Source organism: Microvirga rosea (assembly GCF_020595095.1).
Taxonomy (GTDB): Bacteria; Pseudomonadota; Alphaproteobacteria; order Rhizobiales; family Beijerinckiaceae; genus Microvirga; species Microvirga rosea.
In genome coordinates, this window is record NZ_JAJDOP010000002.1 from 737203 (window position 1) to 757786 (window position 20584).

The following is a 20584-nucleotide window of genomic DNA, read 5'->3' on the forward strand; positions in this document are numbered from 1 at the left end:
GGCCGATCCGGGGAGTCAAGACTCTCAAAAGAGATATCGTGAACGCCCCTGCCCTCTCCCGCCCGCCATAGCGCCTCAGCGGCGGGAAGTCAGGAGGGCCGCCAGAACGATCAGAGCACCGCCGCCCATGGTCGCCCAGGTCGGGATTTCACTGAAGACACCGTAGCCGATGAGGGCCGCCCAGATGAGCGCCGTATACTCCAGGGGGGCCAGCCGGGCCGCTTCCGCCTTGGCATAGGCGGTCGCCATGAGGATGTGGCCAATGACGCCGAGCACCCCCATGAGCATGAACCAGGCCAGGTGAGACCACTCCAGAGGGTGCCAGACAAGAAGCGCGAAAGGCAGCACCAGAACTCCGGGGCCCATGTTCTGAAAGTAGACGATGTGCATGAACTTGTCCCGCTGGGCCCGCTGGCGCAGGAGAACAAGGCTGAACGCGTAGGTGACCGCCGACAGGAGCGCAGCCGAGACGCCGGACCAGGACCGGGACGCCTGGGTCCCCTCCGACTGGCCGAGAACGACGATCAGCGTCCCTCCAAAGCCGACCGCGATCGCCAGGATGATCCGGCTATCGACCTTCTCGCGCAGCAGGAGAAGGCCGAACAGCGCGATGAACATGGGTGAGAGGAAGGACAGAACGAGGGTTTCGGCCAGGGGCAGCTGACCGAGGGCATAGAAGAAGCTGACGGCCGTGATGACTGCCGCGATCGAGCGTAGCAGGTTGGCGACGACCGTTTCGCGAGAGGGCCAGCCCGGACGCAGGGCGGCCACGACGCCCGTCGCGACCAGAGTCCCGCAGGCAAAGCGCAGGAAAGCGACCTGGAATATAGGATAATGTACGGCCATCGCCTTGATGACCGCATCCATGACGGACAGGACCGCGATTCCCGCGGCTGCCCGCAAGGCGGGACCGAACTGCATAATATCTCGACGATTGTGGAAGCGCCCAAGAGAGCGCTGCTGGTGGCCTAGTAGCGGCTCATAGCGCAATCGGGTCACATTATCACTAGCGGTTTTGGCCGTTTTGACAGGAAAGAAAACCGGTGTGTCTTCCTGTTCTGGCGTTTTTTGGGAAACAATCGCCGCGCTTTCCGTTATGTCAGGAAATACCAAAGCTTACACAACAGGATGCTTCGATGCGCCACCTGCTTCCTTGCACCGCCACGCTCTTCGCGCTTCTTTTGCCTGCTGCCGCTGCGGCCCAGCCTGCCGGCTACTACGGGATTCCGCGAGACGTCTACGGCAACCCGCTCGTCGTGCCGGACACCAATGCCGGATATGTGCCGGGATACAGCTTTCCGCCAGGCTACCCCCAGGATGGATACCGTGAAACCTATCCGCGCGTGACCCGTCCGGCGCGGGTGGAGGTTTATCGTCAGGTCGACCCGATGACCGGCGCCTCCTACGGCCGGGCCTCCGCCTCTCTTCCCGATGAGGACCTGACGGGAACCGATGGCAGCTTCGATTATGCGATCAAGCCGCAGTTCCAGCGCCAGATCGTTGCATATCGGGGCCCCGAAAGGCCCGGCACGATCATCATCGACACACCGTCCCGGTACCTTTATCTCGTCCAGGCTGGAGGCCGCGCCATTCGCTACGGCATCGGCGTCGGTCGCCCGGGCTTCGAGTGGGCGGGCCGCAAGACCGTCAGCATGAAGCGGGAATGGCCTGACTGGCGCCCTCCGACAGAGATGCTGAGGCGCCGGCCCGATCTGCCGAAACACATGGAGGGCGGTCCAGACAATCCCCTTGGCGCGCGGGCCCTTTATCTCGGGTCATCCCTCTACCGCATCCACGGAACCAACGAGCCCCACACCATCGGCCAAGCGGTTTCGTCCGGTTGCATCCGCATGCTCAACCAGGATGTGATCGACCTCTACAATCGCGTGCCCGTTGGGGCTCCGGTGATCGTGATCTGATCCTGTCTTTCACGGCTTGGTATAGGGACAAAGGCCGGGCGACAGCTCGGCCTTTTTCATGCATGTCGCGAGCCGAAACGAACAATGTTCTATTTCCGTTCGAAAACTATACCGATTTCGAATAATGTTACATATTTTGGAGGGCGTAAGCCGAACAAAGGACAAATAAAACGGGAACAACTAATCCGTAATTCCCATCGTGATCAAAATACTCCCTAAATATATAGCTTACCCTTGGTCAATAGTCCAGTCTAATTTCCTAACTCCCTATATGAATGAAGGGGATTGTTGTATCCAAGCATCGATGAAGTCTTTGAGTTGAAGGATGCGTCAAGAATAGAGCGCTCCCCGCAAAGATACTACTCCGCCAATATTTCGTATGGCATCGACAGACATTCCTCGAACCGGATGACCTCCGCCTCCTCGGTCACAGCCATGCTCACGGAACATAAAGGCGGGATCTTCCGGCCCCCGTCCTTTCCGGGTTATCAGGGACGCGCGTCGTCCCAACACCCCGAGGCTCCATGACCTATGCCTACCTCCTCGTCGCCATCCTCAGTGAGGTCATCGCCACATCGGCCCTGAAAGCGACGGAGGGCTTCACGCGGTTATGGCCGTTGGTGATCGTGGTGATCGGTTATGGCGTGGCGTTCTTCTGTCTCTCCCTCACCCTGCGGACAATCCCGGTGGGAGTCGTTTATGCCCTGTGGTCCGGAATCGGGATCGTTCTGATTGCCCTTGTCGGATGGTTCCTCTACCGCCAAGCCCTCGACGTCCCGGCCATACTGGGCATCGGCCTGATCCTGGCAGGTGTGCTCGTCATCAACCTGTTTTCCCGCACCGTAGGCCATTGACGCAGGTTCGGCGCATTGGTCCTGACGGGCTCGCATGAAAGCCGGAGGCCGGCTACACTGAGACCGATCGAGAAGCCAGCAATGATGCCCCGTGCCTTCCGGATGCTTCGGTCCCATATCGATGGGGTGGATGCGGTCATGGCATCCACTTCGCACGCCTTTTCGCGCCACATACATGATCAGTTCGGAATTGGCGTGATTTCACAGGGGGCACAAAAATCCGCCAGCGGGCGTGGTCCGGTGGAAGCGGGTGCGGGCGATGCCATAACGGTCAATCCCGGCGAGGTTCACGATGGAGCGCCCATCGGCGATCGCGGCCGATCGTGGCGCATGCTCTATATTTCCCCTGCGGTGATCGAAGAGTGCCATCGAGACATCAGCGATGGCCGAAGTTCCTATGGGGAGTTCACCCATCCCGTCATCACGGATGACCGACTCGCTCATCGTTTCGAATGCCTGTTTTCGCTGATCACGTCAGGGGATGAACACGACGCTTCATTTTGTGAAGAGCAATTGCTGTTGCTGATTGCATCGACCACCGAGGTGCGCAGCTCTGTTCAAGACCGGGGCATCCCTCATGTCATCGAACGCGCCGTAAGCCTGATGGATGACGATCCGACGAGCACCGTCGGATTATCTGAACTGGCACAGATAAGCGGCCTCAGCCGCTTTCAGCTGCTGCGTGGGTTTGCAAAAGCCACCGGGCTGACGCCTCACGCGTACCTCGTTCAACGCCGCATTCAGCTTGCAAGGCGTCTCATTGCCGAAGGCACTCCGCTGATCGATGCCGCCCTTGCGAGCGGCTTTGCGGATCAGAGCCATATGACGCGGATTTTCAAGAAAGCTTATGGGCTGTCCCCAGGGGCCTACGCGGCAGCGATCCGCTAAGCCCCGAGCGCCTGCAATTTCCTTCAAGACAGGCGGTCCCTGTCGCGAGAAGCTCGTGCGCATCAATCCTTTGAGCGTCTGAGAGCTTCAAACCAATGGGTATCGACTATCTCGTCAAGTCATTGATCATGATTGCGTCCCCTGGGACCGGCGCGATCTATACGCTTGCTGCCGGGCTCTCGCGGGGATCGCGGGCCAGCATCGTCGCGGCTTTCGGGTGCACCTTGGGCATCATCCCGCATATGGCGGCGGCGATCTTCGGCCTGGCCGCGCTGCTGCATACCAGCGCCTTGGCATTTCAGAGCCTGAAATACGCGGGCGTAGCCTACCTGCTGTACATGGCCTGGGATTCCTGGCGGGAGAAAGGGGCTTTGCGGGTGGAGAAGACGAGCGAAGTTCGGTCAAACCGGCAGATCGTCATCAGGGCGATCCTGATCAACATTCTCAATCCCAAGCTCTCGATCTTCTTCCTCGCCTTTTTGCCTCAATTCGTCAGCAGCGACGAGCCGCTTCCCATCACCCGAATGCTCCTGTTGAGCGCCATGTTCATGATGCTGACCTTTGTGGTCTTTGCCGGCTATGGCCTTTTCGCCGCATCCATGCGTCGCCATGTCGTTTCTCGCCCCGGCACCATGATGTGGATCCGACGCATTTTTGCTGCGAGTCTCGTCAGCCTGGGCGTGAAACTGGCTCTTTCCGAACGCTGAGCGATGGCGCCATTGGGCCAGCGCTGGGACAGACGGACCGATCCCGGCGCGCCCGGTCGACACGCCTGCTCGGAATACCCGTCAGATCCAGTCGCCTTGATCTTCGCCCTCGCCATCCATGTCCCAGTCGCCGGATGCGCTGTTGTCGTCCTGTTGGTTCGGATAAAGCGCGTCGGTAATACCGGCATTGCCACTCTCGTTGGCCGGCGCAGGGTCGAGCCCCGCGAGCGCCGATCGATCGCCGAGAGCGTTCTGGGCCGCTTCCCCAGCGCCGCCGAAAGCGTGAGACAAGGCGTTGGCGATCATCATGCCGCCCGCAACACCCGCCGCGGTTGTAAGAGCGCCGGACAGGAAACCTCCCCCGCTTCGCATGCCGCCACCCCATGGGCCGGGAGCACCCATCATGCCGGCCTGCTGGCCGCCGAAGGTCTGCTGGGGCGGGTACGGCTGCGGCGCTGAAGGCTGCGGCTGCCCCCAAGGCGAGGCCTGGCGGGGCGGCTCGCGATATTCAGGTTCGGGCGCGGGCGCCCTCCCGCCACCGAAGATTCCAGACAGAAATCCTCCCTGCTGGGGTTGGCGGCGCTCGGTCTCGAGCTCTGCGCGCAGGGCTTCGTTGTCCGCTTGAAGTTTTGCAAGCGCCTGCTCTTGAACGAAGACCGCCTGCGCCATCGCATAGGGGGCGTAGGGTTGACGGCGGATATTCTCGGCAATGAAGGCTTCCGCCTCAGGATCGCGCGGCTGGTTGGCCACCTGCTCCAGGCGGCGGAAAATATCGGCAATGACCTGGCGTTCCTGGTCGTTCATGACAAATCTCCTTCATACGCCTTGCGTATCGGACGAGATGTAAGCACCGCTTCAGGGTTTTTTAGAGGTCTGCTCTCGTCATCTTGAAGAAGGATCTGCGCAATTGGGATCAACCGCGCCCTCGTAGAAGCGGCTTCTTCCCATGAGCAGCCGCGATCACGCGGCCCTGACGTTGTTGAGGAACTGGCCGATCTCGGCACCGAGCTGCTCAGCCTGCCTTTCAAGCGCGACCGACAGGTCCGCCACCGCCTGGGCCGCCTCGAGGGAGCGTACGGCGACCGTCTCGGTCGCCTGAATTGCGGTAGCTCCAGCCTGAGCCTCGCTCGACACCTGAGAAACCGACCGGGCGATTTCAGAGACTGCGGCCGTTTGCTGACCGACCGAAGTTGCAACGGCCGACACAACGGACGCCAGATTCTCCACACTGCCCTGAACGCTGCCGAGCGCGCCGAGGGTGTTGCGGGACGCCTCCTGAACTGCCTCGATCTGTCGGCCAATATCCTCCGTCGCTCGGGTTGTCTGTGCCGCGAGGGTTTTCACTTCCTGCGCCACCACGGCAAAACCCTTGCCGGCTTCACCGGCTCTTGCGGCCTCGATGGTCGCATTGAGAGCAAGGAGGTTCGTCTGAGCGGCGATCGAGCGGATCAAGCTGGCCACTTCGTCGATCTGCGACGTTGCCGTCGACAGAGCCTGCATGCTGTCGGATGCTCCTCGGGTCTCCGTGACAGCCCTCTCGGACGCTTGTGTCGAGGCGCTTGTCTGCGCGGCAACTTCCGCGAGCGATGCATCGAGCTCTTCGGCCGCGCTGGCCACCGCAGAAACGTTCATCGACGCGCGGGTCGTCGCATCTCCGGCCAGCTGGGCCTGCTGGGTCACCTGATGAGCCGAACCCTGAAGCTCGCCGGCCGCCCTCGCGAGTTCAGCGGACGCATGGCGGACCTCGGTCAGGATCTGTTCGACGGAGGCATCAAAAGCACTGATCGCCTGGGCAATGGCGCTGGCACGCTCCGCCTCGAAGGACGCAGTCCTTTCACGCTCCCCGGTCAGACGTTCGCGCTCCCGGGCATTGTCACGGAAGACCAGAACGGTTCTGGCCATCGCCCCAATCTCGTCAGACGCCTTGGTCGACGGGATCTCGGACCGGGCATCCCCATCCGCGAGACGTTGCATTGCCTGTTGCAGGCGGGTCAGCGGCAGCGAGATCGAACGGCCGACCAGGACAGTCAGGATCAAGCCGAGCGCCAAAGCGCCTCCCATGACCCAAAGAATTTGGGCAAAGGTCTCGTGCTGCGAGGCGATCAACTCCGTATCGGCCTTCGCCGATTCCGCCCGGACCTTTGCAAGAAGCTGTTCGAGGGTCGGCACGAGAAGTTCGAACTGCCCCATCAGATGCTGGCTCTCGCCCGAAACCTTTTGCTCCAGGTCGGCCCACGCCGCAAAGGCCTTCTGATAAGTCTCTCCCGCCTCCTCGAGAGCGGGCTTGTTTTCCGCGGCCTCTCCGGCAAGGCGGTTGAGAGCCCGCGAGAACCGGCCCTGCTCCACGTCGAAGTTGCCGAGAAGCGTCGTGTCCTCCAGGGATTCGTGTGCCCGTGCCTCCTGCAGGAACATGCCCAGCGTCGCCGCCCAGAGGCGTTGCCCCTCCGTTTCACCACTGCTGGCAAGGGGCCGGACGAGCTTCTCCAGGTTCGCCTGAGCTTTCAGAAGGTCACCGCGCGCGCCCTGGTCCGCTTGATAGCCGATCTGCAGATAGAGACTGTCCAGAATCCGGGCCTGCTGGTTCAGCCCGGTAGCACGCTGAACGAGCTCCGCCACTTCGGGACCGACGAGCGCGGCCCCCCGCGCAGCGTTCATGGCGACGAGCTGCTCCACAAGGGCATTATGCTGATCGCTGAAGGCTTGGCTCAGGTGGCCAAGCCGTGAGGCCGTCCACTCCCGCGCCGTCACCTTGAGGGCGTCGGCCCGAACCCGGAACTGATAGGCCTTGTCCGCGAGAGCTGAGTAGGTCTGCTGAGAATCGAGAGCCCGTTCCACCCCCGACCGTCCGCCCTGGAAGACGACGGCGACGGTGCCGAAGCCGAGGATCATGACAGCACTCAGAGCCGCGACACGCACCCGTACCGACGGCCATCGAAAACGAGCAAGCAACGCCATTGCCCGACCCTCCGCACTATTCTACGGCCAGCACAATGTCGTCAAACTCGTTAATGATGACTTAGCGTAATACGCAAGCGACGTCTTCGTTCGTCGAAGTAATGATGTCCGGACCCGGTTCAAACAACTTCGAGTCAGCTGATGTCAGGAATAAACGACTCCCGCTGCATGCATATGCGCCAAGGCTTGAGGCGCGATACCGGCCAAGATACCGAGCGGATGCCAAGCGGCCTGCTCTACTTCCCCTAGGTCCGGTCTCAGGTTGTCGGTGCCGCGGGCACGCATGAGGTAGCGAATGTCGTGGTGCCAATGCTCCGGCTCGCCTCGCTGAGGACGAGCGGGAATGAGGTGGCTGTCGATATCGATCGGGATTCCTGTTTCCCTGTGCCACGGGTCGAGGGAAATCCCCGCCAGACCTGTTTCCTCCAGCGCCTCGCGAAGGGCGGAGGCCTCGAGCGCATCGGGCACTTCGTAATGCCCGCCGGGTTGCAGCCATCGCTGGAGGGAGCGATGGCGAATGAGAAGCGTGCGCTGGCCGGTCTCATCCAGGATCAGGGCCGACGTGGTGATATGACCGGGAAAGGTGGATCGGGAATGGATGTCCTGCCCCATCGCAATCTGGCTGCGTAAAAGGGCGTGATCGGAAAGCTCGCGGCCGAAATAGGTGTTATGAGCGTCAAGAAGATCCAGCACCGTCTGCCGGAAGATCGCCGGATCGAAAGTCAATGGATCTCCCCGCCGTTGACGGCGGCCCTCTTCAACGGGCTCGAATCGCACGTATCCTCTAGCCTGGCGATGAAGACGGCAAGCGGTTCCTGGAAAGCCAGAATCCGCTTCGTTTTCACCGCAGGGAAGCGAAGCCTCTTGCTGCGCCGGTCAAGATCGGAAGAGCGCCGTCCCGCCGAAAAGCCCTCGGGGTGAAATCCTACTCGGCATCCGACGACTTCAGCGGCCGGACATTGGTTTCAACCTCCACGTCATCTGCGTCAAAGAGAGTCGGATCCTCTTCCGTCATGTCGAGACGGGTTTTCTTGCGCAGCGAAACGTATTTCTTCTGGATCTTGATCCGGCTTTCGCGAGCGATCTCCAACGCCCCCTGGACAAGGGAGCGCTCGGCCTTCTCGTTCTGCAGCTCCTCCGTCAGGCGGCGATTAGCGGCCTCCAGGGCATTGCGGTCCTGCTCGAAGCGCTTCGTCAGCTGGTCGATGCGCTCGGCAAGGCTGGTGACCTTGTTGTCGGAGCTCTCGATCTGGAAGTCCTTCGCGGCGATGGCCTTGTTGAGCATCTCGACCCGCTCCTGCAGTTCGATGCGTGAGCGCTGAAGCTCGTTCACCATGGCGACCTGACGCTCGACCTCCTGCTGTGTTGCCTCCAGGCGCCGCTCCATCGTGTTCTTTTCGATGGTTGTTTCCTTCAGGCCGCGTTCGACGCCCCTCAGCGCCTCGTTCTTGTCGCGCAGCTGGTCGCGGGTGTGCGCCAGGATCTTGTCCGTTGCGGTGAGGCGAGAATTCAGCCCCTCGATCTTCATATCGAGCGCGGAAAGGTCGGTCTGATGGGCGGAACGCTCGGAATCGAGCTGCGTCTCCAGCCTTTGGCGAAGAACCTGCTCACTCATGAGCCTGGTTTCGAGTTCGGATGCGCGCTGTCGGGTGGCTTCGAGCTGGGTTTCCAACTCGCCATAGCGATTGGTCAGGCTCGACAGGCGATAATTCTGCTCTTCGGCGACCTTCTGAAGTCTCTTCACCTCATGGTCGAGAAGGCCGTTTCGCTCGCGGGTCTCGATGAGTTCGCGCTCGGCACGGGCAACGGTCTGGTCCGCCTCCTGAGCTTCCAGCCTCAGGGCCTGGTTTTCCTCCGTGATATTGCGCGCCCGCTCGGTCTCGATCGTGAGCTGGTTTTCAAGGTCGGCAACGATGGCCTCCTTGTCCTTCAGGTTGAGTCGAAAGTCCTCGACCAGGGATTCCTGCTCCCGAACCTTGGTCTCGGCCTTCCGGAGTTGAGAAACCGTGGCTGAAAGATCGTCGGTCATGCGGGCATGAATGCCGGTGAGCTCGGCCAGCTCGCGTCGCAACTGCGCCGTCGTTTCCGTTTCCTGGCGCAGCACAGCCTCGGTTTCCAGGAGGCGCGACTGGAGGCCGGGATAGCTGCGGATCAGATCGCTCACAGGCTCGCTGAGGAGGGTGAAATCGTCCTTCAGACTGCGGATTTCCTCCAGGCGATCAATCATATTGGCAAAGCGAACGCGGATCAGCTCGTTCTTCTGGCCGACGGAATCAAGTGCTCCGTTCGGGCGGACATGAAGCGGCTCCTCCTTCGGGGCCACAGCCGTCGTTGCAGGAAGTCCCGCAAGCTCAGCGGCTTCCGGCGCAAGATTCATCACAACCTCTGCCTCCGGCTTCTTGCCGAAACGGTTCTTGAAAGGCATCCAGCCGGATGACATCGTCGCCCCCTTTGACCCAGGACCTACTCTGAGCCCTTTTACCTCAGAGACGACGCCAACGGAAACGAAATTTCGTTACGAAAGATTGTCGCAGGGTCACTCTGCGGCGATCGCAAGGGAATCGAGGCGTTTCTCGAAGCCCGCCGCCTCCAAGGCTTCCGGCAGAGGCCCCCCTGTGGCCCAGTCGAGAAGCTCGACCGTATGCACGATGGGGATTCCGGTTCCCTGCCCGATCTGGGTCATGCAGCCGATATTGCCGGTGGCAATCAGATCGGGTTGGGTTCGTTCGATATTGGCGACTTTCCGGGCTCGCAGCTGGGCGGCGATTTCCGGCTGGAGAAGGTTGTAGGTTCCGGCGGACCCGCAGCAGATATGGCCCTCCGGAACATCCTTCACTGTGAAGCCTGCCCGCTTGAGAAGGGTCTTGGGTTCGGTGCGGATCTGCTGGCCGTGCTGCATCGAGCATGCGGAATGGTAGGCGACCACGAGATCGGTTGCGCGTACCGGCTCCATCAGGGTCAGGCCGGCGACATATTCGGTGACATCCTTGGCAAGGTTCGAGACCCGGGCGGCTTTGTCCGCATAATCCGGATCATCCCGGAACATGAAGCCGTAATCCTTGATGGTCGTGCCGCAGCCTGAGGCCGTGATGATGATCGCGTCGAGCCCCTCTCCGTCCATCTCGGCAATCCAGGCGTCGATATTGCGCTTGGCGAAGGCGTGCCCTTCCTCGTCCCGTCCCATGTGGTGGACCAGGGCGCCGCAGCACCCTTCCCCCTTGGGCTGCACCACCTCAACGCCGTGGCGATTGAGGAGCCGCACGGCGGCTTCGTTGAAGCCCGGTTTCAGCACGGGTTGCGCACAGCCGGAAAGGATCGCCACGCGGGCGCGGCGCTCACCTTGCGTCCGAAAGACGCCAGGTCGGTCGAACGGCGACCGCGCCGGCACACGGGCGGGGGCCAGGTCGATCATCGCCTTGAGACGATTGCCGAACAGGGGAAGCGCGCCAATCAGGCTCCGGAACGGCTTGGCCAGAAGCGCCGCGCCGATCGCGAGCCGGAAGCGGTTCGGGTAAGGCAGGATGGAAGCCAGGACGGTGCGAAGAAGGCGATCGTGCCACGGTCGTGTGTAGGTCGCTTCGATATAGGAGCGCGCATGATCGACCAGATGCATGTAATGCACGCCCGAAGGGCAGGTGGTCATGCACGAAAGGCACGACAGGCAACGGTCGATATGCTTGACCACCTCCGGCGTTGCAGGTCTCCCGCCCTCCAGCATGTCCTTGATGAGATAGATCCGTCCGCGAGGTGAATCGAGCTCGTCGCCCAGAAGCAGATAGGTCGGGCACGTTGCCGTGCAGAAGCCGCAATGGACACAGGTCCGGAGAATTTTCTCCGAACTCGCCATGGCCGGGTCCTTCAGCTGATCGGGCGTGAAATTGGTCTGCATGGTTTCAACTCAACTGCCCGCCTGCCATTGGTTGATGGCCTCCACGGGATGGATCAGCATAATGATGTTCAGGGTGAGATTGTCGCGGATCCAGTAGCCGACCACGACCTCCATGAGGATCGCCACCCCTACCGTCAGCCATATCGGCCAGATCCGAGCGAGCCAAAATCCCACCGACATCATCACGATATCGGATACGGAATTGATGACGCTGTCGCCATAATAATCCAGGGCGATATTTGTCGCACGATAGCGCTCGATCACCATATTGGTGTTCTCGAGAATCTCCCAAGCGCATTCCGCCCCGAGCGCGAGGAGAAACGCGATGCCGACAGGCAATGGCTTGCCGCGCAGGCGCCCAATGATCCAAGCTCCCATATAGAACAGGAAACCATGGATGATGTGCGAGAACGAATACCAATCCGTCAGGTGCTGGGAATTGCCGGAATCCATGACGGTTCCGTGCCAGAGCTCGACGGTACCGCATCGGCAGATCGGCGTCCGCCCCATGGCGAGCAGGATGGCGGCGGTGACGAAAACAAGCGCCAAGCTCAGCCCGAGATAGATCCATGTCGTCCTGGAGCGCGGCAAAATCCTATCGGGGCGAAGAACTGCGCTGTCGATCATGTCAGAGTCCTGCATACATTCGACCTGGATTGAGAATGCCGGCCGGATCGAAGGATGCCTTGATGCCCCGGGTCAACATCGTGACGGCATCGGTCTGGGGTTCAAACACATCAATACGAGAGCGTTCTGAATCCGGGGCGCTGACGAGAGTCGCATGTCCGCCCAGGGCCTTCGTCGCGTCTCGAATGACAGTCGCCCCAAGATCGCCGATAAGGGGGGTGGAGATCCAGACCAAGCCGCCACCCCAATCATAGAACCATTGTGCGTCGATCGTCGTGGCGACCCGCGCGACGAGGTCGGGCCCTTTCGTCGGCGCCGTCGAAACCCGCCAGACCGCACGGTCGCTTCCCCTCTCCTGCAGGACGGTTGCGTCACGCACGGATTGCCACAGGGCGTCCGCCCCCCGCCCTTCGAAAATGTCGGCGGTCCCAAAGCCTTTGAGAAGCCGGCGCAACTCGTTCAGCCGGTAGTCTACGGACACGGAAAACCCTTCAAGACGCACCAGGGTGCGAGCACCGAGACGATCGGGAGCCGGAAGATGCGCAGCACCCGTGACATCGAAGGGGGATCCGAGGGCGGCCGACAAGGCCTCGATGGCGGTCACATCGTCGAGTCCGCGGATCAGCAGAGTGGATACACGCTCCGGTTTCGGCAAAACCTTGAAGGTGACCTCCGTCAGAAATCCCAAAGTGCCCCAGGCGCCTGCCTGGAGCTTGACGAGATCGAGACCCGTGACGTTCTTCATCACGCGCCCACCTGACTTCACCGCTTCCCCGCGACCATTAATGAAGCGCACGCCGATCAGACTGTCGCGGGCCGCCCCCGCCATGATCCGGCGTGGGCCGGAAATGTTCATCGCGGCCACGGCCCCTATGGTAGGCTCGCCCTTCGTGCCGAGCAGCGGGCGATAATCCATGGGCTCGAACGGCAATTGCTGGTTCTTCTCGGCCAATGTGGCGACAATTTCCGACAAGGGTGTGCCGCTGCGCGCGCCAATCACCATCTCGGCCGGTTCATAGAGAGTGACACCACTCAGTCCCACCGAGCTGACGGAAGCTTCGGTCTGGTTCGGGCGCCCCATCGCTGCCTTGGTGCCGTTGCCCATGAGAGTCAGCGGCGTGCCCTTTGCGGCGGCCTCGGCAATGACGGCCGAAGCGTCCTGTTCATCGCGCGGAGAAAAGCTGTTCACGCCGCAAACCTTCCTTCAAGGGGGAAGACCTTGGCGGGGTTGAGAAGCCACCCCGGATCGAAGACGCCGCGCACACGCATCTGCTGTTCCAGATCCATGGGGTTGAACTGGTATGTCATCAGATCCCGCTTCTCGATCCCCACGCCGTGCTCGCCGGTGAGGCAGCCTCCGACTTCAACACACAATTTAAGGATGTCCTCGCCCGCCGCTTCCGCTTTCTCCATCTCGCCGGGCTTATTGGTGTTGAACATCACAAGAGGATGGAGATTGCCGTCCCCCGCATGGAAGACATTGGCGACCCCAAGTCCATATGATTTGGCGATCTCGTCGATCCGCCTGAGCACGTAAGGCAACTGCCCGGTTGGGATCGTGCCGTCCATGCAGATGTAGTCGGCCACCCGGCCGGTGGCACCGAAGGCGGATTTCCGCCCCTTCCAGATCGCCGCGCTTTCCGCTTCCGATTGTGAAACTTTCACGGTCTTCGGCCGAAAAGGTTCGGCGATGGCCACGATCCGCCGCAGCATGTCGTCGATTTCGGCATCGGACCCTTCAACCTCGATGATCAGCATCGCATCCACGTCGAGGGGATAGCCGGCGTGGGCAAAGGCCTCGCAGATCTGAATGGCTGGCCGATCCATGTATTCGAGAGCCACCGGAATGATGCCGGCTGCGATGATGGCCGCCACGCAAGCTCCGGCATCCTCCACCCGCTCGAAACCGAGGAGCGCCGGGCGGGCGCCCTCCGCCGCACGAAGGATGCGCACGGTGGCCTCCGTGACGACCCCGAGCTGGCCCTCCGAGCCGGTGATCAAGCCGAGAAGATCGTAGCCGCCGCTGTCGAGGTAATCGCCGCCGAGCTGCACCACTGTCCCGTCGAGGAGCACGAGAGTGACGCCGAGAAGGTTGTTCGTGGTGACGCCATATTTCAGGCAATGTGCTCCGCCGGAATTCATGGCGATGTTGCCGGCAATGGTGCAGGCCAGCTGGCTCGATGGATCGGGAGCATAGAAGAACCCTTCGTGGGCGACCGCCTGGCTGATGCCGAGATTGGTGATTCCGGACTGCACCCGCGCAATGCGGTTCTTGAAATCGACCTCCAGGACGCGGTTCATCTTGGCGACGCCGAGAACGATGGCATCCTCCTGAGGGATCGCTCCTCCCGAGAGGGACGTACCGGCACCGCGCGGCACGACCTTCACCCCGTGATCGCGGCAGAAGCGCAGCACGGCGGAGACCTCCTCCGTGGTCGAGGGGAGGACCACGGCAAGGGGCAGCTGTCGATATGCCGTCAGACCGTCGGTCTCGAAGGCGCGGCGCTCGTCCTCGGACACGATCAGAGCCTCAGGGGCCACGAGGCGCCCCAGGCCAGCCAAGATCTCGCTCCGGCGGGACAGAACGGCTTCATCCGGCTTGGGGAATGCGATCGACATGGCAGCTCTCCCTGACCTTGTGGCGACAGCTTGGCACGGCTTGCGCTGGACGCATGGTCCCGTACCAGGAGAAGGTAGCTGTCCTTCGGCCATTTTTCCAATAATGTGGAACTTCTCTAAAATGGCTCAGCCATACAAGCAAAGGAGTTTTTGATGCGCGTGCCGTTCCTGACTGCCGCCGCTCTGGCCGCTTTCGTCCTCGGGGCAGCCCCCGCCCTGGCCCAGGATGCCGCCGCGAAGGCCGGGGATCCGGCAGCCGGAGAAAAGACCTTTGCTCAGTGCAGAGCCTGCCATCAGGTCGGAGAAAGCGCCAAGAATGCCGTCGGTCCCGTGTTGAACGGAGTCATCGGCCGCAAGGCGGGCACCTATGAAGGTTATAACTACTCTCCCGCCAACAAGAATTCCGGCCTCACGTGGGACGAAGCAACTTTCCGCGAATACATCAAGGATCCCAAAGCGAAGGTTCCCGGGACGAAGATGATCTTCGCCGGCATCAAGGACGATAAGAAAATCGACGATCTTCTCGCTTATCTTAAGCAATTCGATGCCAGCGGAAAGAAGGCCCCATGAGCGGACCGGCTCTTCCCGGGGCACGCGCGGGAAAGATCCGCGTCGGCCTGTTCGTCACCTGCCTGGTCGATCTGATGCGCCCGTCGGTCGGGTTCGCGGCGGTGAAGCTTCTTGAGGACGCGGGCTGCATCGTCGATGTGCCGGTGCAGACATGTTGCGGCCAACCGGCCTTCAATTCCGGCGACCGGGGCACGGCGCGAGACCTCGCCGAACAGGTGATCACGGCGTTCCGGGGTTATGATTATGTGGTCGCCCCGTCGGGATCATGCGCCGGGACGATTAAGGTTCACTATCCGGAGATCTTCGCGGACGACCCCAATTGGCTTCCCAAGGTCGCCGATCTTGCGGCCCGCACCTACGAACTCACGAGCTTCCTGGTTGACGTGATGGGTGTCACCTCCGTCGATGCACGCTTTGACGGTGCCGTGACCTATCACGATTCCTGCTCGGGCCTTCGTGAGCTCAAGGTAAAAGCGCAACCGCGCAAACTGCTGGCCAGCGTCCAGGGGCTGACCCTTGTCGAGATGAACGACAGCGACGTGTGTTGCGGCTTCGGCGGAACGTTCGCAGTCAAGTATAGCGACATCTCGGGCGCCATCGTGGACGCCAAGGCGAAGAACATCGAAGCGACCCATGCGCCGACCTTGTTGGCAGGCGATCTCGGCTGCCTGATGAACATGGCAGGCAAACTGTCCCGCGACGGCAAACCCATCGCTGTCCGTCACGTTGCCGAGGTCTTGGCCGGCATGACCGACGAGCCGGCGATCGGCGAAGCAAAGGAAACATCCTCGTAAGCAGGCGACCGCTGTGGCCGCCAGCTTCCCTTTCGGAAGCGGCAATCTAGTCAGCCGCGCCGAGGCGTGCGCCCCGTAGGGCGGCAGTCAGGGCCTGAGCCAGGTCGTCCTCCGTATAAGGCTTCACCAACAGTACCGCCGCCGCAAGGTCAGGCTCCTTGGGAATACCCTCGTCGCCCGTGGCAAAGATCATGGCGAGATCGGGGTGGAGCTTCTTGGCCCGACGGGCAAGTTCAATGCCTGAGAGATCAGGGAGCCCGATATCGGTCACCAGGGCGTCGGCGGGACTATCCTTCAAGGCTTGCAGAGCCGCCGTCGCGTTTGCGGCCTGGACGACCCGATGCCCCAGTTCGCTCAGCATATCCGCCGTGCTGCTGCGGATCAGGTCATCGTCCTCAACGAGCAGGACGACATGGCCGGGATCTGTTTTCGTTCCTGCGGCGGGTTCGCTGGTTGAAGCTGAACGAAGGGGGAAGGATACGGTTGTAGCCCGATTGCGCTGCTGCTGGTTGGCGAGAACATGACGGATTTTCCGCGCCAAATCCTCCCGGGTATAAGGTTTCGGCAGAAGCTCCACACCCGTGTCCAGGCGCCCTCCGTGCACAATGGCATTTTCCGTGTAACCGGAGGTGAACAGAACCGCGATGTTCGGCAGGCGCACCCGTGCCTTGCGGGCGAGTTCCGGGCTCCTGAGAGGGCCGGGCATCACCACATCGGTAAAGAGGAGATCGATCTCCATCCCGCTTTCGATCACACTGAGGGCACTCGCAGCATCGCGCGACTTGAGGACGCGGTATCCCAGATCCGTGAGGAGCGCGACCGCGGTCTCGCGCACCTCGTCATCGTCCTCGACAACAAGAATCGTCTCCGTTCCGCCGCGCACCGGTGCCATGCGGATATCCGTGAGTACGTCCTCCTGCTCATAAACCCGCGGAAGGTAGATCTTCACCGTCGTCCCGAGGCCGACCTCGCTATAGATCTTGATATGGCCACCGGATTGCTTGACGAAGCCGTAAACCATCGACAGGCCCAGCCCCGTACCCTTGCCTTCCGGTTTCGTGCTGAAGAACGGATCGAAGACGCGCTCGAGAACGCTGGACGGAATACCGCAGCCCGTATCCGTCACGGCCAGCATCACGTATTGCCCGGGCTCCACTTCATGCTGGAGTGAGTAGCGGTCATCGAGAAGCGCATTACCGGCCTCGATCGTGAGCCGCCCGTGACCGTCCATGGCATCGCGCGCGTTGATCGCGAGGTTGAGGATGACGTTCTCGACCTGGACCGGATCCACCAGCGTGTTCCAAAGACCGCCGGACACGACCGCCTCGATCTCGATCTCCTCGCCCAGAGCCCGCCGCAGCATGTCATCCATGCCCTTGATGAAGCGACCGATATTGACGACTTTGGGCTCCAGGGGCTGACGCCGCCCGAATGCGAGGAGCTGCGAGGCGAGTTTCGAGCCGCGCGATACGCCGGCGAGGGCATTGTCGAGACGTTTCTCGGCCCGGGGGTTTCCGGCAACCTCCTTGGCCAGGAGCTGTAGATTGCCGCTGATCACCTGAAGCAGATTGTTGAAGTCGTGCGCGACTCCGCCGGTCAGCTGGCCGAGCGCTTCCATTTTCTGCGCGCTGCGCAGATGCTCCTCGAACTGCTTGCGTTCGGTAATGTCGCGGCCGGCTGCGTAGAACTGGTCGCCCTCCGGCACACAGAACCAGCTATACCAGCGGTAGGATCCGTCCTTGGCGCGCATCCGCATGTCGAAATCGCGGATGCTCTGGCCGGATATCAGTTGCCCGAACTGCGCTCGCGTGGCCGCAAGATCCTCCGGATGCGCAAGAGCATCGAACGACATTCCGACGAGTTCTGCCGGATTATAGCCAAGCGCCTCCTGCCATGCCGGGTTGACGCTACGGTAGAAGCCGTCGAAGCCGCAAAGCAGGAAGAGATCCTGGCTCATGCGCCACACGAGATCACGCTCGTGGGTTCGCTCTCGCACCTGCTGTTCCAAAGTCTCGTTCAACTGACGCAGGGCTTTCTCGGCGCGCCGTTGGTGCGTAACGTCATGGCCTTCCGCAAAGATGCCGGAGATGCTTCCGTCCGCCTCCACGATGGGTTGGTAGACGAGATTGAGGAAACGCTTTTCGAGAGGGCCATGAGGCACCCGCTGGATATCGACCGGCATGCTGCGGCCGATGAACGGCTCGCCTGTCCGATAAACCTCATCCAGAATTTCGAAGAAGCCCTGCCCTTCGATCTCGGGCAGCGCATCACGAACCGGCAGCCCTGTGAGATCGCGGTGCCCGACAAGCTGCTGGTACGCCTCGTTCATGAACTCGAAAACATGATCCGGCCCACGCAGGACGCACATGAAGCCCGGCGCCCGCTGAAACAGCGCCCGCAACCGATCGCGCTCGGCCGTCCTGAGCTTAACCTCGGAAGCGAGCCGCGTATTGACTTCTTCCAGCGCCCGCGCCGCCTGCTGACGCATATCGAGCGCCTCCGCCAGAGCAGTCGCGCGGCGATGCTCGGCCTCGTAGGCATCGGCGCTGGCGAGGCTGGATGAGATCTGCCCGGCAAAAAGCTTGAGGAACCCGATATAGTCTTCATCGAACGGACGATGCGGGTTGAGACCGACAACCATGGCGCCAATCGGCGCCTCGCCCCCCTGTCCGATCAGGGGCACGACAACCGCATTCGCGGGAGCGCGGCTCCATGCACCCGTGGGCAGGTCTTGGAAGCCCGACAGGTCGACCAGCGTTTCGGGCTGGTTGAGGGGCCAGGCCCCTGGATGTCTGGGGTCCACATGCTCCGGCGCCGCCGGATGACCGGGCGGAAAGCCCGTCGTAAACGCAAGCCGCGCCGTTCCGTCGTCACGGAAGAGATAAACCAGGCTGAAGGGAAGATCCTGCGGATTGGCGGCAGCTGCCGCCTGTGCGGCGCTCAGGACAGCCGCTCGCGTGTCAGCACCCGACAGGCCGCTCGCCAGCACCTGCAGGGAACCGAGCCTGCGTTCGCTGATGATCCTGTCGGTATCTTCCGTAACGGCGCAGAACACACCCCCGACCCGGCCGTCCTCGCCGAAGACCGGGCTATAGGAAAAGGTGTGATAGGTTTCCTCGGGATAGCCGTTCCGCTGCAGGATTAGGAGCAAAGCTCGGTCGAACGTCGCCTCGCCCTGCTCATAGACCGTACGAATTCGCGGCTCTACGTCGTCCCAGATTTCCGCCCAGAGTTCCCGGGTCGGCTTGGCGAGGGATTCCGGGTGCTTGAGGCCCAGGGTTGGACGATACGCATCATTGTAAAGGAAGGCGACCTCCGGTCCCCAGCCAAGCCACATCTCGAAACGGGACGTGAGCAGGATCCTCACGGCGACCTTCAGAGCCTCAGGCCATCGCTCCGGCGGCCCCAGGGAGGTCTGCGTCCAGTCCTTTGCCCGCATCAGGGCCGCCATTTCGCCGTCGCCAACGAAAATTTCCGGCTGTCCTGATAAAGATTGCGGCAAGGAAGGAACCCCAGAATATCTGAATGGCGAACCTCTATAGGTCGCCCGCAAGAAAGTGACTTAGCAGAAAGCGGAGCGTTTCACCGCGTGCTCACAGGTATGTCTTTGTCCTGAAAAGACAAGCGAGACAATGGGTCGAGAGACTTGAAATGCCTCCCATCAGCGGCCCGCAATCTCGAGAGAAACAATATCCCCATCCGTCCAGCAACTTTTCCCGGTGAGGGAGTTGTCGCGATCCGGCTCGCTAGGCTGCCGCCTTCCGGTCTTGATGGGAAGGATGCCTCGTGCTGCTGGCGAAACGGCGCGCGAGCACCGCACACACCATGAGCTGGATCTGGTGGAAGATCATGAGGGGCAGCACGATCGATCCGACATCCTGCCCGGCGAAGATCACGTTTGCCATGGGCGCGCCGGACGCCAAGCTCTTCTTGGAGCCGCAGAAGGCGATGGTGATCCGATCCGCGCGCCTGAAACCGAACCAGCCGCTGACGTAATACGTGAAGCAGAGAATCGCCGCCAGGAGGATCACATCGATGATGACGACGGCTGTGAGGTCCAAAGCCGAGAGCTTGTGCCAAAGTCCGCCGATCACGGCCTCGCTGAAGGCTCCATAGACAACCATCAGGATGGAGCCCCTGTCGACGATTTGCGTAAGCGCCTTGTGCCGTCCCAGCCAACAGCTGAGAACCGGCTGGAGGACTTGCCCCAGGATGAAAGGCGCGAGGAGCTGCAGCAGGATTCCCTTGAGCGCGTCCACCGAAAACCCTCCGTTTCCCTGCGTATGGAACAGCAAGCCGACGAGGAGCGGCGTCAGGAACATTCCCAGGATGTTCGAGGCGGAAGCAGAGCAGATCGCCGCCGGGACATTGCCTTCGGCGATCGACGTGAAGGCGATCGAGGATTGAACCGTGGACGGCACGACACAGAGAAACAGAACGCCGGTCGCGAGAGCAGGCGTCATGAGGCCCGGTACGGCGACCACGATGAGACCAAGGATGGGAAAGATCACGAATGTCGTCGCAAGCACGAAAAGGTGCAGACGCCAATGGATCATTCCGGCGATGACCACGTCACGGGACAAACGCGCCCCGTGCAGGAAAAACAAGAGTGCGATAGCCAGATTGGTGGCTGTCGAAAACAGCTCCGCCGGCTCGCCCTTGAGCGGAAAGATCGATGCGAGAACGACCATCCCAAAGATGGCGATCGTATACCACTCGCGTTTGATGATCGAAGCCATAGTGAACCTTGCGTCTGTCCGCG

The 20584-nt window shown here is 61.5% G+C and carries 17 protein-coding genes; 6 read left to right on the forward strand and 11 right to left on the reverse strand.

The features are described 5' to 3' along the window. Positions 1 to 75: 75 nt before the first annotated feature. Positions 76 to 921, reverse strand: coding sequence for a DMT family transporter (locus tag LJD17_RS07875; RefSeq protein ID WP_227383593.1), 846 nt, complete (start codon positions 919 to 921; stop codon positions 76 to 78). A 215-nt stretch (positions 922 to 1136) separates the two neighbouring features. On the opposite strand from LJD17_RS07875, the gene LJD17_RS07880 reads away from it, so the two are divergent. The 4 genes from LJD17_RS07880 to LJD17_RS07895 all read left to right on the forward strand — a co-directional run bounded on the left by LJD17_RS07880 (position 1137) and on the right by LJD17_RS07895 (position 4368). Continuing rightward, positions 1137 to 1919 (forward strand): L,D-transpeptidase, encoded by a 783-nt coding sequence (locus LJD17_RS07880; protein WP_227383594.1) that lies wholly within the window; start codon positions 1137 to 1139, stop codon positions 1917 to 1919. A gap of 524 nt (positions 1920 to 2443) precedes the next feature. After that, on the forward strand, positions 2444 to 2773 hold the full coding sequence (locus tag LJD17_RS07885; protein ID WP_227383595.1) for a DMT family transporter: 330 nt from the start codon (positions 2444 to 2446) through the stop codon (positions 2771 to 2773). Positions 2774 to 2854: 81 nt separating this feature from the next. Next, positions 2855 to 3661: an AraC family transcriptional regulator gene (locus LJD17_RS07890; RefSeq protein ID WP_406600771.1), complete on the forward strand. Its 807-nt coding sequence runs from the start codon at positions 2855 to 2857 to the stop codon at positions 3659 to 3661. Between the two features lie 95 nt (positions 3662 to 3756). Further along, positions 3757 to 4368 (forward strand): LysE family translocator, encoded by a 612-nt coding sequence (locus LJD17_RS07895; protein ID WP_227383596.1) that lies wholly within the window; start codon positions 3757 to 3759, stop codon positions 4366 to 4368. 81 nt (positions 4369 to 4449) lie between these two features. Here the strand turns inward: LJD17_RS07895 and LJD17_RS07900 are convergent, their stop codons facing one another. The 8 genes from LJD17_RS07900 to LJD17_RS07935 all read right to left on the reverse strand — a co-directional run bounded on the left by LJD17_RS07900 (position 4450) and on the right by LJD17_RS07935 (position 14458). After that, positions 4450 to 5172 carry a DUF2076 domain-containing protein gene (locus LJD17_RS07900; protein WP_227383597.1) on the reverse strand — a complete coding sequence of 241 codons (723 nt, stop codon included), beginning with the start codon at positions 5170 to 5172 and terminating at the stop codon, positions 4450 to 4452. Between the two features lie 156 nt (positions 5173 to 5328). Then, positions 5329 to 7323 (reverse strand): methyl-accepting chemotaxis protein, encoded by a 1995-nt coding sequence (locus tag LJD17_RS07905; RefSeq protein WP_227383598.1) that lies wholly within the window; start codon positions 7321 to 7323, stop codon positions 5329 to 5331. Between the two features lie 144 nt (positions 7324 to 7467). Then, positions 7468 to 8049: an NUDIX hydrolase gene (locus tag LJD17_RS07910; RefSeq protein ID WP_227383599.1), complete on the reverse strand. Its 582-nt coding sequence runs from the start codon at positions 8047 to 8049 to the stop codon at positions 7468 to 7470. 199 nt (positions 8050 to 8248) lie between these two features. After that, positions 8249 to 9763, reverse strand: a complete 1515-nt coding sequence (locus LJD17_RS07915; protein WP_227383600.1) for a chromosome partitioning protein ParA — start codon at positions 9761 to 9763, stop codon at positions 8249 to 8251. A 96-nt stretch (positions 9764 to 9859) separates the two neighbouring features. Next, complete coding sequence (gene glcF, locus LJD17_RS07920; protein WP_227383601.1) at positions 9860 to 11212, reverse strand: glycolate oxidase subunit GlcF; 1353 nt, start codon at positions 11210 to 11212, stop codon at positions 9860 to 9862. 9 nt (positions 11213 to 11221) lie between these two features. After that, positions 11222 to 11839 carry a DUF2585 domain-containing protein gene (locus LJD17_RS07925; protein WP_227383602.1) on the reverse strand — a complete coding sequence of 206 codons (618 nt, stop codon included), beginning with the start codon at positions 11837 to 11839 and terminating at the stop codon, positions 11222 to 11224. Position 11840: 1 nt separating this feature from the next. After that, on the reverse strand, positions 11841 to 13028 hold the full coding sequence (gene glcE / locus LJD17_RS07930) for a glycolate oxidase subunit GlcE (protein ID WP_227383603.1): 1188 nt from the start codon (positions 13026 to 13028) through the stop codon (positions 11841 to 11843). Beyond that, on the reverse strand, positions 13025 to 14458 hold the full coding sequence (locus LJD17_RS07935; RefSeq protein ID WP_227383604.1) for an FAD-linked oxidase C-terminal domain-containing protein: 1434 nt from the start codon (positions 14456 to 14458) through the stop codon (positions 13025 to 13027). Before LJD17_RS07935 ends, glcE begins: the two co-directional genes overlap by 4 nt. Before the next feature lie 153 nt (positions 14459 to 14611). On the opposite strand from LJD17_RS07935, the gene LJD17_RS07940 reads away from it, so the two are divergent. Both LJD17_RS07940 and LJD17_RS07945 read left to right on the forward strand, forming a co-directional pair. Continuing rightward, complete coding sequence (locus LJD17_RS07940) at positions 14612 to 15028, forward strand: c-type cytochrome (protein ID WP_227383605.1); 417 nt, start codon at positions 14612 to 14614, stop codon at positions 15026 to 15028. Then, positions 15025 to 15822: a (Fe-S)-binding protein gene (locus tag LJD17_RS07945; protein WP_227383606.1), complete on the forward strand. Its 798-nt coding sequence runs from the start codon at positions 15025 to 15027 to the stop codon at positions 15820 to 15822. Before LJD17_RS07940 ends, LJD17_RS07945 begins: the two co-directional genes overlap by 4 nt. A gap of 46 nt (positions 15823 to 15868) precedes the next feature. On the opposite strand, the gene LJD17_RS07950 is transcribed toward LJD17_RS07945, so the two are convergent. Then, the gene (locus tag LJD17_RS07950) at positions 15869 to 19273 is read right to left on the reverse strand and encodes a PAS domain-containing protein (protein WP_227383680.1); all 3405 of its coding nucleotides are present in this window, start codon (positions 19271 to 19273) and stop codon (positions 15869 to 15871) included. Between the two features lie 295 nt (positions 19274 to 19568). Then, positions 19569 to 20561, reverse strand: a complete 993-nt coding sequence (locus tag LJD17_RS07955) for a bile acid:sodium symporter family protein (RefSeq protein ID WP_227383607.1) — start codon at positions 20559 to 20561, stop codon at positions 19569 to 19571. Positions 20562 to 20584 lie beyond the last annotated feature (23 nt).

Bases quoted from the DNA above. Each gene is read 5' to 3' on its own strand.
- LJD17_RS07875 (WP_227383593.1), bottom strand. From the start codon at position 921: ATGCAGTTCGGTCCCGCCTTGCGGGCAGCCGCGGGAATCGCGGTCCTG.
- LJD17_RS07880 (WP_227383594.1), top strand. From the start codon at position 1,137: ATGCGCCACCTGCTTCCTTGCACCGCCACGCTCTTCGCGCTTCTTTTG.
- LJD17_RS07885 (WP_227383595.1), top strand. From the start codon at position 2,444: ATGACCTATGCCTACCTCCTCGTCGCCATCCTCAGTGAGGTCATCGCC.
- LJD17_RS07890 (WP_406600771.1), top strand. From the start codon at position 2,855: ATGATGCCCCGTGCCTTCCGGATGCTTCGGTCCCATATCGATGGGGTG.
- LJD17_RS07895 (WP_227383596.1), top strand. From the start codon at position 3,757: ATGGGTATCGACTATCTCGTCAAGTCATTGATCATGATTGCGTCCCCT.
- LJD17_RS07900 (WP_227383597.1), bottom strand. From the start codon at position 5,172: ATGAACGACCAGGAACGCCAGGTCATTGCCGATATTTTCCGCCGCCTG.
- LJD17_RS07905 (WP_227383598.1), bottom strand. From the start codon at position 7,323: ATGGCGTTGCTTGCTCGTTTTCGATGGCCGTCGGTACGGGTGCGTGTC.
- LJD17_RS07915 (WP_227383600.1), bottom strand. From the start codon at position 9,763: ATGTCATCCGGCTGGATGCCTTTCAAGAACCGTTTCGGCAAGAAGCCG.
- glcF (WP_227383601.1), bottom strand. From the start codon at position 11,212: ATGCAGACCAATTTCACGCCCGATCAGCTGAAGGACCCGGCCATGGCG.
- LJD17_RS07925 (WP_227383602.1), bottom strand. From the start codon at position 11,839: ATGATCGACAGCGCAGTTCTTCGCCCCGATAGGATTTTGCCGCGCTCC.
- LJD17_RS07935 (WP_227383604.1), bottom strand. From the start codon at position 14,458: ATGTCGATCGCATTCCCCAAGCCGGATGAAGCCGTTCTGTCCCGCCGG.
- LJD17_RS07940 (WP_227383605.1), top strand. From the start codon at position 14,612: ATGCGCGTGCCGTTCCTGACTGCCGCCGCTCTGGCCGCTTTCGTCCTC.
- LJD17_RS07945 (WP_227383606.1), top strand. From the start codon at position 15,025: ATGAGCGGACCGGCTCTTCCCGGGGCACGCGCGGGAAAGATCCGCGTC.
- LJD17_RS07950 (WP_227383680.1), bottom strand. From the start codon at position 19,273: ATGGCGGCCCTGATGCGGGCAAAGGACTGGACGCAGACCTCCCTGGGG.
- LJD17_RS07955 (WP_227383607.1), bottom strand. From the start codon at position 20,561: ATGGCTTCGATCATCAAACGCGAGTGGTATACGATCGCCATCTTTGGG.